Genomic DNA, 12632 nt, shown 5'->3' with positions numbered 1-12632 from the left:
CTGGTCGGCGAGCAGGGCACGAATGCGTTCCAGGCGTTCCAGGTCACCGGTCCCACGGCGGGCGGCGGTCGCCTTGGCCTCCCCCAGCAGCGCGATCTTCGCGCGGGGAGCCTGCGGGCGCTCGCCGGCGGCCAGGGCGATGACGTCGACCTCGTGCTTCGTCCGGGCGGCCTGGTCGGCGACCTCGGTGGTGCCGACCGGGCCGGGCAGTCCGCCGGGCAGCAGGGTGTGGGCGTAGCGGCGGGTGAAGTCGCGGGCCAGGTCTTCGAAGTGCGGCCCGAGGATCTTGGAGTTGAAGGTCGGGGCGGCCTGCTGCCACACCTGCTCGGCGAAACCCTGCTCCACGGCGGCGGCCTGTGGGAGTGTGATGAGCTGGTTGAAGCGGATGACCGGGTCCGCGAGGGTGATGACGGGGTGCTTGGAGCGGAGGATGTCCTGTTCCCGCCGGATGTAGCCGGTGGATTCCAGCACTCCGAGAGGGTGGGCGACGGCGTTGCGCGGGCGTTCCAGCGCGGCGCCGATCTTGCTGGGTGTGGTGGCGCCGTTCGCGATCGCGGTGAGGATGTCGTAGTACAGCGTGTGCTGCGTGATCCTCGGGTCCTCGCGCAGCAGGTACTCGGTCTCGGTCCGTGAGTACACCGCCCGCCCCGGGTCGAGCAGTGTCCGGGCCAGCCATGTGTCGAAGCCGTCGTCCGGATGCGGTCGGGCAGCCACCGGCCGGTAGCCGGGGGCTCCGCCCAGGACCGCGTGCACCTTCAGAGCGGTCAGCGGGTCGGCGATCTGCCAGAAGGCCCGGCTGTCGCGGTAGTCGAAGGGACCCAGCCGCAGATCGACCACGGCCCGTCCGCGCAGCGGCTTGGTCCCCGAGAGCAGTTCGTGCATGACGCTCATCGCGGAGCCGCACAGGATCAGCCGCGGCCCCGGCCCGGCACCCGGCCGGGCACCGCGCTGACGCTCGTCGTAGAGCTGCTGAAGCAGCCCCGGGATCTCGGGCGAGTGCTGGAGCAGATACGGCAACTCGTCGATCACCAGGAGCGGGCGCGCCGAACGGGCGGTCACCTCAAGGGCATTGGACAGGACGTCACGCCAGTCGGTCAGGCGCAGGCTCCCTGGCCGCAGGCCGGCGTGGGTGGCAACTGCATCGCTGAACCGCTGGATCGCGGGAAGCCGGCCCTCCTCCCGGACGGCGGTGACGTAGAGGCCGCCGACCTGCTCGGACAGAGCCTGCAGAAGATACGACTTCCCGTGCCGCCGCCGCCCCGACACGATGCCGAGCCGCATCGCCGGATCCGGATCAGTGAGGAACCCCGCAAGCAGACCCCACTCCCGGTCCCGGTCAACCACGTCGCCAGGCTTGACCGGCAGATCCTGCTTCACTCGCTCTCCTACACATCGACTGCGACACAATGCGTCTAAGTCTACTTCGACACAATGTGCCGTACTGGAATCTTCCTCTCTCCCTGCCACAGCTCGCCCCACTTTTCGGTGTCCCCAAGCCCGCTGCAGGCCGGATCACCGACAGCCTCGGCCTCCTCCGGCACTCAGCCAGCGACGTACTGATCGTGGACGGCGCCTGCTCTCCACCTGCGGCCACCGGGCCTCCGAGCAGTCGAAGAACCATCGCGGGGCACCAGACGTGTTTCCCATGCCGGATGGAACCGGCGATCCTCACCGGGCCCCCTGCGCCGCCCCACTGCGGCGTCCGTAGGTTCCTCTCTTCCTCTGGGCGGCACGTCCGGAAGTACCAAGGGGTGAGCATGGAGGCGACAGAGCGCACATGCCCGGCGAGTGCTGCCCCTTGTTTACAGCAGGGGCAAGGTCTTCAGACGCTGGGCGATGGTGTCGCGGACGAACGCGGGAAGGTGCGGCGTGTCCTGGACGTGGGGCCAGGTGGTGTGGAGTCGCTCGACGGTCTCGTCCACGGTGCTCAGGACGGGTGCCGGGTCGGTGCCGAGGGAATCCGCGAAGCGCTGGAAGTGATCACGTGTGATGTAGCGGGGGTCGGCCTGGCCCGCGATGGACAGGGTGAGGACATCACGGCGGTAGACCGGGTAGGAGGTGACAGCCACCAGGTCGTAGGCCGGTGAGAGGCGCGGCGTGTATCCGTCGGGGTAGCGCAGTGACCAGTTCTTGAGGTGTTCGTCCGTGTTGCCGGCGGCAATGCAGAACACCAGGCGGCGAATGTACTCGTCGAGGTCTTCGGGGCAGTTGTCCAGCAGGACTTGAGCGATGAGTTCCTGCGAGCCCCGGTCCTTTTCTGCCGGTGCGGCGTCAAGGACCTGCGCGAAGTCCTCCTGGTGGATGCGGCGATGGAGCTCCCGGTCGAACCGGCGCACGGCAAAGACCAGCCCGTCGTGCGGGAGATGTTCTTCGGGCAGGCCGTGCAGCGAACTCACCGGCACGAGGCAGTGCTCGGGCACGTCGATGCCGGCCAGGGACGCCCAGCTCATCATGACGTGCTCGTTGGCCGGCAGTTGGTCGTGCACGTTGCTGGGCAGCTTGATGATCCAGTCTCCGAGCTGCGGCGGGGCGGGCAGGCGGAAACCGTCGCCGTCCGCGGTCATGGAGAACTTCAGCTGCATGCCGGAGAGGGAGAAACTCATCTTCGGCTGGTGCGGTCTGGACTGGGCCTCTTCGAGCGCTTCGGTCATGGCGGCGGGCAGCTCGCCCTCGGCCTCGACCCGTACGGCTCCGGGCAGATCGTGTCCGAGGTGGAGCAGGAGGAGGAAGTCGGGGGTGTCGCGGCGGCCGAGCTGCTGGTTGTACCAGCGGCGCAGGCCTGATTCCCGTTCGGGCAGGAGGTTAGCGAACCAGCTGGGGACTCCGGTGACGGGCCGTGCGGCGTAGTCCGGCTCGTACTCGAAGCGCAGGCCCAGTACCGGGTGGTCGGGCTCCAGGTCTTCGTACACGAACGAGGTCTGGCCCTGGGCGTAGTGGAGGGTTCCCACGTGTCGGTCGTCGAGCAGGACGCGGGCTCGTGCCGTGCTGACGGCCGTCATGGCGTCCCGTTCGGTGTGTCGCGTGCGGAGTCCGGCAGGCTGGGGAGGCGGCCGCGGTCCTTGAAACCCCATCGGGCAAAGGACTGGGCCCGATGGGTGATCGCTGTCTTCAGCAGGCCGTCACGGTGCTGGACGAACTCCTCATACCTGCGGCTGGAGAGCAGCTGAATGCCGCGGGGGTCCAGGAAGTGTCCCTCGAGCAGGGACGCCGTCAGGGAGTCCGGCGAGGTGACCGTCTTCAGCAGCTTCCCGCTGGGGGCAGGGGGGTGCAGCAGGTAGTTGCCCAGGGTCGTCGGCCGGGAGGCGCCGGGGGGCTGGGGTGTCAGCCGGCAGAAGAGATCGTGCTCGCTGTCGAGCCAGGGGGTGAGGAGGCTGCTGACCGACAGGGGGGCGCCTGGCTGATCCCCCGCGACGAAGGCCGAGGGCACGAGCAGGGCCGGGCCGGCGGACAACAGCCCCAGAGCGTTCAGCCTCCCTTCGGGATGATCCGCCGTCACGGAGGTGAGGTCAGCCGTGAACGGCCGCGGGCCGGGAGGCGGAACGGACTCGAGGAGGCGTGCGGCTTCGGATTCCGCAGTGCCGGCAACCGGCTCCATGGCCTCCTCCAGCACGCTGGTCTGCCGTGGGGTGAGCATGGCGGTGCGCCAGACCCAGCGTCGCAGCAGCTCCTGCGGCCGTTGGGAGGGCGGTCCGAAGACGCTGACGAACCGCACCAGAACGGGAAGGATTTCGGGATGGGGCAGCAGACGGACGTGCGGGATACGAGCGTGCTTGCGCACGAACCGCAGGGCCACCTCCAGCGCGGGACCGGCACGCTCGACGGCTTCACGCGTTGCGGAGACGGCAAGTTCATCCATGTGCGGGCGCGGCGCGCTGCGTGGAATGCGCCGGCGGGGTTGCGCGACGGCCAGCAGGCACTGCACAGCCAGCGCTTCCGGGAGGCGGCCGAAGCCGAGCTGTTCGCTCTGCCGGATGAGGGGCTGCTCCCCGGCGACCGGGGAGGTGGGGATGCCGGCTTCTTTGCGGGCTCGCGCGACGTCGGACCGGGCCAGGCCCACTCCCGCGTCGTTGAGGCGGGTGAAGAGCAGAGAGAACGACTCGCTGCTCTCGATGCCGCTCAGTACGGTGACGGGTTCCTGATAGGACGTCAGGGCAGTGTGCAGACGCCAGCATTCAGCGATGTTGTCCTCGGTCAGGAAAGGATGTGTGTCGATCCAGGAGCGCAGGCGGTCCGCTCTGCAGGCCACGCTCACCGGCAGGGCGCCGGGGTGCGGGCCCGGAAGAAAACGGTCGTTGTCCAGGTCGTACCAGACGGCGTAGCGGTCATCGCCCTGGTCGGGCTGATGATGCCAGACCCCAACGAGCGTGGTGAGGCGTTGCACGCCGTCCAGGACGGTCCAGGCCTGGCCGTCGCGAGAGGCGTGGACGGGTAGGCCGGCGATACGGAAGTCCTCTTCCCCGGCAGGCTGTTCCGCAACGGTGATCGTGCCGATGGGGAAGCCGCGGTGGACGGAGTCGAAGAGTTCCGTGATCTGGCGGTGCCCCCAGATTGCGGGGCGGGAGAACGCTCCGACCCGGAAGCGGCCTTCCTCCACCATCCGCACGAGGTGGGGCAGCGTATAGAGGTCGACTCTCTGCCGCACGACGCCCACCTCCCTGTTTTCTTTACGCGTCAACCCATACCGCTTGCTTGACGATCCTAAGCGGCGGCTGCGGGCACGTGCCCGCAAAGAGGCACGGCACGCTGCCAACCAGAGCCACATCATCTCCAAGACGATCGTGACCGAGGCTGAACGCACCGGACGCGGCCTGTCCCTCGAAGAACGGGGGGCATCCGCAACCGGGTACAGGCTCCGTGCCGGTACGCCTCGGCCCGCTCTGCCACTTCGCCGGGCGGCAGCATTCGGCACTCACGAACGTCCGTCGTCACGGCAGAATCAACCAGCACCGGTTCGACCTGCGGCAAAGCCGCTGTACCCGCGTTCTCCAGCTCCTTGAAGGAGTCGTGCCAGGGGCCTGCCGGGGTTCCTCACTTGTCGTGGGCCCCGCTGGTCGGATGCCGGCCGGCGGGAAAGCGGCGTGAGCAAGATCAGCCTCCCGGACGGACGGCGGACAGTAGGCTGAGTCCGGCGGGATCGGGCCCGCAGCGCAGTGTCCGGGAGGTGCTTCATGACGGCCGAGATGGTGGCCCCGGCGTGGATGCATGAGCAGATCACGGCAGAGGAATACGAGTCCTGGTCCCAGGAGCAGTGCGCCGGCATCGAGATCGTGGACGGGATGGTCGTGGTGCGTCCGAGTGCGTCCAAGCGGCACAACCGGCCGGCCCGGATTCTGGCCAACGCCCTGGATGCCGCCGCGGGCCCGGAATGGAACGCCGACACGGACTTCGACGTCCGGCTTCAGGATGTCCCGCTCACCAATCGCCGTCCGGACGTCGTCGTGTACCGCGCGGACACGATCGACATCACCCCCACCCGCCCTGAGCACGTGCTGCTGGTCGCGGAGGTGGTGTCGCCGGGCTCGGAGACCACCGACCGGATCGTGAAGGTCGACCAGTACGCCAAGGCAGACATCGGCTTCTACTGGCGGATCGAGCAGGCCGCGACAGGCGTTCCTCTCGTGTACACCTACGTTCTCGACCCCGCGACGAAGACCTACCGGGACGGAGAGGTGTTCACCGGCGCCCTCAAGGCAGCGGCCCCCTTCCCCGTGGAGATCGACCTCGGTCAGGTCTGACCACGCGCTGCTGCCGGCAGCGCGTGAGCGATGCGTGAGCGGACGGCCCGGTACAGAGCGACATGAGCCGGATCAAGTGGCTCGTCGTGCGGCTCCAGCCAGAAGAACGGCAACCGGCCGAACCCGGCCTCCATCCGGCGCACCACGACGCCGACGCCAAAGCGCTCCAGAACACGTCGCAGTTCACCGCCGTCTGCCGTACCCGCACCGGACGGGGGAAGCGCATGCACGGGACCCGATCCCTCCACATCGGTGTGCCCGTCCAGGCCCTCGATATCTGAGCGCTCCGGGACCCGCCGAGCCCCTGACACCCTCGAACGACTCCCCAACCAGTTCATGCTTCACGATGCCACCGACTCCCCTGCCGACGACCTAGCCGCCAAGCACCTGTCAGGGAAGGGCCGCCGGCCTGGACTCAGCACACACGAGGCAGGCAAGCGCCGTGCACACGTGAGCACTACGGCGGAGTGTTTCCCCAGGCCAGACACGTCAACGTCGAAGTTTCCGCAGGTCACAGCCACGCCCAGAGAAAAATCCAAAGCGGGTGTCACAGGCGGAACCTCCACTGAGGTACTTGAGGAAGGCTCGCGGAGGAGGATTCGGCACCTCCACCACATCAGCTCAGTCAAGGCTTTTTCACCTATCGCAGGCTGACCTGCGAAGATTTCTTTCGGTCAGCTGTCACAGCTGCCCGTCTCAGATGCCGATGAGCCGGACACGGTCGCCGCACAACCGGGCCATGTCGTCGGCGTCGGAGGTCAGCATGACCACAGGGCCGGGCTGACGCAGGGCCACCTCGGCCACGGTCGCGTCGATCGCGTACGTGTGGCCGTGCAGACCGGCGGCCTTGAGCAGTTCCGCGGACGCCTTCGCCGCGTCCTCAGTCACCGGCTCGACCTTGACTCGCGAGAGCGCCCACCGCAGCCGAGGCATGTTCACCCGCGCATGGCTGACTTCCGCGATGGTGTTGGCACCGATGACGAAATCGGCACCCACGGCATGGAACACCTGGAACATCGCGAGGATCTTGCGGTCCTGGGCGATCCAGGCAGAAAGCCCCTGGGAGTCCAGTACGACCGTCTCGACATGCTCTTTCACGCCGCACTGGCCGATCCGCCCGTACTCGTCGTCCCAAAGATCCTGGAGCGCGCCTCCGCCAACTCCTCCTCGGTGAAGGCCCCGTGCTCCTCCTGGTGACGCTGCAGGTCGGCATCGAGCAGTTGGTGCCGCAGTTGCCGCGCCACTGCCTCGGCGACATAGCCGGAGACGTTGTCGGTGAGCTTCCTGAGCTCGGCGACCTGCTCGCTCGGCAGCGTCACAGTGATACGCGTGGTGTCCGCCATGACCCGAGCATACTGCGATATGCGCCCCGGGTTGTGTCGCTCGCCACACGTCCGCACGCGAGCGCACCATACCCACTGCCAGCCACACCGGGGCCATGCCTGCCGAAAGGGAACAGCCGCCGGCATCCGGATTTGAGCAAGGCTGCGCCGACCGCCCATGATGGGCCTGCCTGGTGAGCGGGACGCGGTGAGGACCGCCTGGAACACGATGGGGCGAATGGGCGTGGCACGGATCGTCGTACGAGAACCACGCACCAGCACAAGGATCACGCCACCGCTCGCCACACCGGAGGCAACCGCCTTCGCGGTCGCCCTGCTCGACGGCGGCTGGGCGGCGGTGTTCTTGCCCGGCGAACCCGCCCGCCTCGGACGGCTGCTGCTCTGGAAGCCCACCGGGGCAGCGGCGGCAGACGGCACAGTGCCCGAGGGCATCGAATCCGAGTCGGTGGAACTGGTGCTGCCGCACGGCCGGTCGGTCCGGCGCCGCCGAGTCGAGGGCTATGCGCTGCCCGCCGCCGTCGCTGTCGCCGCCCTGGCCGACGCCCGGCCGGCGCACCCGTCCGCCGCGGCCTGGCAAGCCGCCTCCTGCTTCGCGCTGCGGCTGCTCGCCGACGGCCGTCTCCATCCGGCCCTCACCGACGCCGGCTACGACACGTGGCAGGCGGGTCCCCTCACCGCCGTACAGCGGCAGACGCTGGACGCCCTCGGCGCCGCCTTCCCACCCCACGCCCACTGCCTGCCCGAACCCGGCCCGGCTCCACTGCGCATCGCGGAACCAGTCGCGCTGGTACGCCAGTTCTGCGACGCGGTCGCGGACGACCTGGTCCGTACTCCGGCCGCGCCGCTCGCGATGGGGGCGCTGCCGTACGCCTGGCGCGAGGCGCGTGCCGTGCCCCTCCTGCGCGAGTGGGCCGAGGAGACCGCCGCCGCGTTCACCGCCGACGTCGGCGTCTCGCTGCGTGTCGACCTGCCCGAGGGGCGGCGCCGGCAGTTCCGGGCCGTTCTGCAGTTGCACACCGCGGCGGATCCGGCGCTCGTCGTAGAGGCCGCACGGTTGTGGAACGAGCCGTCCGAGACCGAGCGCCTCCTAGGTCCTCGCGCCGAGACCGAGACGCTGCTCGCACTGCGCCGAGGCGCCCGCGTCTGGCCACCGCTCGACCGGCTGCTGAAGGACGCCGCTCCGGACCAGCTGCGGCCGACCGACGGCGAGGCGTTCAATCTGCTGGGCGACGCCACCGACACGCTGCGCGCCGCCGGTATCGACGTGCACTGGCCACGCGAGCTGGTCAAGACGCTCAGCGCGACTGCCGAGATCGGGCAGCGCACCGCGCCCGGCTCCAGTGCCGGTGGTCTGCTCGACGCCGACGCCCTCCTCGACTTCCGCTGGCAGCTCTCGGTCGGCGGTGAGCCGCTCACCGAGGCCGAGATGGATGTCCTCGCCGAGGCACGCCGTCCCCTCGTCAGGCTGCGCGACCAGTGGGTGGTCGCCGACCCGAAGCTGGTGGCCCGCGCCCGACGCCGCCGGATGGAATCGCTCACTCCCATGGAGGCCCTGGGTGCCGCGCTGACCGGCGAGGTGGAGCGGGACGGGAAGACGATCACCTGTGCTGCGGTCGGGGCGCTCGGCGACCTCGTCGCCCGTATCCGTGAACCCGAATCCCGTACTCCCGCCACCCAGCCCGCCGCTCTGAAAGCCACGCTGCGCGACTACCAGAAGCGGGCTCTGGCCTGGCTGGCCGAGATGTGCGAGCTCGGCCTCGGCGGCTGCCTCGCCGACGACATGGGCCTGGGCAAGACCATCACCCTGCTCGCCCTGCACCTGCACCGTCAGACCGACCCCGCCACCACGGGCCCCACCCTCGTCGTCTGCCCCACCTCCCTGCTCGGCAACTGGCAGCGCGAGGCCGCCCGGTTCGCGCCCGCCACTCCCGTGCGCCGCTACCACGGCGGCGACCGCCACCTGAAGGACCTGGCCGGGGACGAGATCGTCCTGGTCACCTACGGTGTCCTGCGCCGCGACCGCGATGCCCTCGCCAAGAGCGCCTGGTCGCTGATCGCCGCCGACGAGGCCCAGCACGTCAAGAACCCCTATGCCGTCACCGCCCGCGAACTGCGCGCCCTGCCCGCCCGCGCCCGCGTCGCCCTCACCGGTACCCCCGTGGAGAACAACCTCTCCGAGCTGTGGGCGCTCCTCGACTGGACCACCCCCGGGCTCCTCGGCCCGCTCGCCGCCTTCCGTGACCGCCACGCCCGCGCGATCGAGTCGGGCGAGGACCCACAGGCCGCCGAACGGCTGTCGCGCCTCGTCCGCCCGTTCCTGCTGCGCCGCCGAAAGTCCGACCCCGGCATCGCACCCGAACTGCCCGCCAAGACCGAGACCGACCGCGTCGTCCCGCTCACCGCCGAGCAGGCGAGCCTGTACGAGGCAGTGGTCCGCGAGACCATGGCGAAGATCGCCGAAGCCGACGGCATCGCCCGCCGCGGCCTGATCCTCAAGCTCCTCACCGCGCTGAAGCAGATCTGCAACCACCCCGCCCAGTACCTGCGCCAGTCCACCCCCCTGCACGGCCGCTCGGGCAAACTCGACCTCCTCGACGAACTCGTCGACACCATCACCGCCGAGGGCGAGTCAGTACTGGTCTTTACCCAGTACAAGCAGATGGCGGCTCTGCTGGAGAGACATCTCGCGGAACGAGGCATCCCCACCCTCTTCCTGCACGGCGGCACGCCCGTCACCGCACGCGAGGAGATGGTGGAACGCTTCCAGCGAGGCGAAGTGCCGGTGTTCCTGTTGTCGTTGAAGGCGGCCGGCACCGGCCTCAACCTCACCCGCGCCACTCACGTCGTGCACTACGACCGCTGGTGGAACCCTGCCGTCGAGGACCAGGCCACCGACCGCGCCTACCGCATCGGCCAGGACAAGCCCGTCCAGGTCCACAAGCTCATCGCCGAAGGCACCGTGGAGGACAGGGTGGCGAAACTGCTGGAAGCCAAGCGGGCGCTAGCCGATGCCATCGTCGGCTCAGGCGAAGCCACTCTGACCGAACTGTCCGACGCCGACCTCGCCGAACTCGTCGCCCTGGGAAGGCAGTCATGAGCCCGTCCGTCCCCGGCCCTCGCCGTGCAGCCGGCCGTGGCAGACGTGCCTTCGCGGCGACGTGGTGGGGCCAGGCATGGGTGACGGCCCTGGAGGACTCCACCCTGGATTCGGGACGGCTGTCCCGCGGACGCACCTACGCCCGCAAGAGCATGGTCGGCGCGGTCACCATCGCCCCCGGCCAGGTCAAGGCCGCCGTCCAGGGCAGCCGCCCACGCCCGTACCGCTCCGCCGTCCACCTGCCCGTCCTCACCGACGCCCAGTGGGACACCCTTCTCGACACCATCGCGGCCCGAGCCGGGCATCTCGCGGCACTCCTCGACGGTGAGATGCCCGCGGAGCTCATCGACGACGCCCGCCACGCCGGCGTCCCCCTCCTCCCGCAACCCACCGAGCTCGACCCCGAATGCTCCTGCCCCGACTGGGGCCATCCCTGCAAACACGCCGCCGCACTCTGCTACGCCATCGCCGCCACCATCGACGACGACCCGTTCGTACTGTTCGCGCTGCGGGGCCGCGGACGGGACGACGTCCTCGCAGAACTGCGCGCACGCCGGACAGCGGGCCGCACCACCGACGCCCCGCCCCCTCCGGCCGGTATCCACGCGGTCGGCGCCTACGCCGCGTGGACCGCCCGGACCGAGCACGCCCCGGGGTGGCCCGACCTGCCCGAACCGTCCGCCCACGACGCCGCGCTGCCGGTCACCCCACCGACCGGCAGCGGCCTGGCCTGCGCCGACCTGGAGCGCCTGATGACCGATGTCTCAGCACGTGCGGCACGGCTACTGTCGGGCGACGCCACCACCCTGCACCTGACCCAGCACCAGGACGCCGTACGCATCGCCGCGACCGGCCCCGGCCCTGAGTGGTTCCACAACCTGGTCCAGAACACCGGCGCCCACCCCACCGCCTTCGCCCGCCTCACCCGCGCATGGCGCCACGGCGGCCCCACCGGCATCACCGTCGTCGAACAGCCCCACAGCCCGGAACCGTCAGCGATGACAGCAGCCCGTACCGGCCTGACCACGGCCCTCGCCGAGATGACCGACACCCCCGTCCGCCTCAGGGCCTGGCGCAACCGCCTCACCCTCCCCGACCACGGCATCCAGCTGCGCCTGGGGCCCGACGCCCGCTGGTACCCCTACCTCCAGGACGACGACGAATGGTGGCCAGCGGCACCGGCCGACACCGACCCCGTTTCCGCGCTCACCGCGATCTGGCAACGCACCGGGGTGTAGTAAAAATCCCTCAGCATTGCTCGTAGTCACCAGAACATAGGGTCGTAGGCATGCGACTGAGCACCGTAATCCTTCCCATCCACAGGTGGGGCGAGGGACAGAAGGTCTGGCAGCACGCCGAAGACCTCGGATTTCACACCGCCTACACCTACGGCCACCTCTCCTGGCGCACCTTCCGGGACGGCCCGTGGTCCGGCGCCGTACCGACACTGACCGCCGCAGCGGCCGTCACCGAGCGGATGCGTCTGGGCACGCTGGTCACATCAGCCACTCGACTCCCGCGCCCAGTCGCCGAGTGAGCGGCCCAGGGCACATCCAGGGCCCATGAGCCCGGGAAACGGTGTTGCCCCGTGAGAACTGCGGAGGGAAGGTTCCCCACATCAACGCACTTTTCCCTGCGAAACCCCAGGTCAGCCCCACTCCCCTCCCATTCGCCGCACGAGTGGCAGGACGCCAGCCATCGGCTGCAGGAGATCGGGGCATCAGACGCGCTGATACCCCTGTCGGGCGGAACCGCCGACCCTCACTGAGCACCCCGTGCCGCCCCACAGCGGCATCATCGTTCCGGCGGCAGGATCAGGGTGGGCTCCAGGACGACACGGGCGGCGGGTTCCTCGCGGACCGCCCTGGCCACGGCGTGGCGCGGGCCGCGCTGCTGGCGCCAGTGAGCCTGCGCGAGGACCACCGCGACGTAGGGGATGACGACCGCGCCAGCCAGCGCGCAGGCCGCGAGCACGGGCCAGCGGTTCCAGGTCGCGGCCTGCGCGCTGGCTGGCGCGGTCGTCATCCCCTACGTCGCGGTGGTCCTCGCGCAGGNGTGGCCCGGGGTGTCCTGGGACGGCGGCGGCGCGGGTGACCGTCCCCCGATCACCCGCGCCGCCCTCACCGGTCTCACCGGTCCTGCCCTTGCGCACCGCCGCGCCGGGCAGGGGGTCAGTGCAGTTCCTGGTCCGCCTCCCGCTCCCCCGCGCCGCCCCGCCGTACGCCGGAATCCGCGGACGCAGACGCTGACGCTGACGCGGATACGGACGCGGTCGGGCCGTGGCCGTTGGGCGTGGTGGCGTGGCCGTTGGAGGCGGCGGGTGCGTCGAGTGCGGCGTGGCCGGGGTGGGCCAGGGCCTCGCGCATCTCCTGCGGGGTGGGCTTGGCGATCTGGTTGCCGTAGAGCCAGCGGCTGAGGCGGTGGCGCAGGGCCTGGCGGCGCCGGTCGGGGTTGGGG

General features: G+C 70.0%; 10 protein-coding genes and 2 pseudogenes. 5 read left to right on the top strand and 7 right to left on the bottom strand.

Translation table 11 applies throughout. The features are described from left to right. From JHN63_RS46295 to JHN63_RS46285, 3 genes are all read right to left on the bottom strand, one after another. On the bottom strand, window positions 1-1377 hold a 1377-nt coding region (locus tag JHN63_RS46295; RefSeq protein WP_200691143.1), incomplete at its 3' end, for an ATP-binding protein. A 425-nt stretch (window positions 1378-1802) separates the two neighbouring features. Beyond that, window positions 1803-2999, bottom strand: coding sequence for a type II toxin-antitoxin system HipA family toxin (locus tag JHN63_RS46290; protein ID WP_200691142.1), 1197 nt, complete (start codon window positions 2997-2999; stop codon window positions 1803-1805). After that, window positions 2996-4765 (bottom strand): DUF262 domain-containing protein, encoded by a 1770-nt coding sequence (locus JHN63_RS46285; RefSeq protein ID WP_200691141.1) that lies wholly within the window; start codon window positions 4763-4765, stop codon window positions 2996-2998. The genes JHN63_RS46290 and JHN63_RS46285 overlap by 4 nt, the downstream gene beginning before the upstream one ends. A 403-nt stretch (window positions 4766-5168) precedes the next feature. Between JHN63_RS46285 and JHN63_RS46280 the strand changes: the two genes are divergently transcribed. After that, the gene (locus JHN63_RS46280) at window positions 5169-5735 is read left to right on the top strand and encodes a Uma2 family endonuclease (RefSeq protein ID WP_200691140.1); all 567 of its coding nucleotides are present in this window, start codon (window positions 5169-5171) and stop codon (window positions 5733-5735) included. A gap of 62 nt (window positions 5736-5797) precedes the next feature. Continuing rightward, window positions 5798-6016 (top strand): hypothetical protein, encoded by a 219-nt coding sequence (locus tag JHN63_RS46275; protein WP_200691139.1) that lies wholly within the window; start codon window positions 5798-5800, stop codon window positions 6014-6016. A 415-nt stretch (window positions 6017-6431) separates the two neighbouring features. Here the strand turns inward: JHN63_RS46275 and JHN63_RS46270 are convergent, their stop codons facing one another. Further along, complete coding sequence (locus JHN63_RS46270) at window positions 6432-6833, bottom strand: DNA-binding protein (protein WP_200691138.1); 402 nt, start codon at window positions 6831-6833, stop codon at window positions 6432-6434. Continuing rightward, entirely contained in the window at window positions 6830-7078 is a 249-nt protein-coding gene (locus tag JHN63_RS46265) for a type II toxin-antitoxin system CcdA family antitoxin (protein WP_200691137.1), read from the bottom strand. The genes JHN63_RS46270 and JHN63_RS46265 overlap by 4 nt, the downstream gene beginning before the upstream one ends. A 217-nt stretch (window positions 7079-7295) precedes the next feature. On the opposite strand from JHN63_RS46265, the gene JHN63_RS46260 reads away from it, so the two are divergent. From JHN63_RS46260 to JHN63_RS46250, 3 genes and pseudogenes are all read left to right on the top strand, one after another. Continuing rightward, the gene (locus tag JHN63_RS46260) at window positions 7296-10175 is read left to right on the top strand and encodes a DEAD/DEAH box helicase (protein WP_200691136.1); all 2880 of its coding nucleotides are present in this window, start codon (window positions 7296-7298) and stop codon (window positions 10173-10175) included. Further along, window positions 10172-11413: an SWIM zinc finger family protein gene (locus tag JHN63_RS46255; RefSeq protein WP_200691135.1), complete on the top strand. Its 1242-nt coding sequence runs from the start codon at window positions 10172-10174 to the stop codon at window positions 11411-11413. Before JHN63_RS46260 ends, JHN63_RS46255 begins: the two co-directional genes overlap by 4 nt. A gap of 50 nt (window positions 11414-11463) precedes the next feature. Further along, window positions 11464-11709: pseudogene (locus JHN63_RS46250) on the top strand (LLM class flavin-dependent oxidoreductase); the annotation flags it as partial. 260 nt (window positions 11710-11969) lie between these two features. Here the strand turns inward: JHN63_RS46250 and JHN63_RS46245 are convergent. Further along, window positions 11970-12200 (bottom strand): DUF3099 domain-containing protein, encoded by a 231-nt coding sequence (locus JHN63_RS46245; protein WP_200691134.1) that lies wholly within the window; start codon window positions 12198-12200, stop codon window positions 11970-11972. Between the two features lie 146 nt (window positions 12201-12346). Beyond that, a pseudogene (locus JHN63_RS46240) lies at window positions 12347-12632 on the bottom strand (ubiquinol-cytochrome c reductase cytochrome b subunit); the annotation flags it as partial.

Origin of the sequence: Streptomyces sp. MBT65 (assembly GCF_016612545.1) — a bacterium.
Taxonomy (GTDB): domain Bacteria; phylum Actinomycetota; class Actinomycetes; order Streptomycetales; family Streptomycetaceae; genus Streptomyces.
The sequence above is the reverse complement of the archived record's forward strand: the minus strand, read 5'-3'. Positions and strand labels throughout refer to the sequence as shown.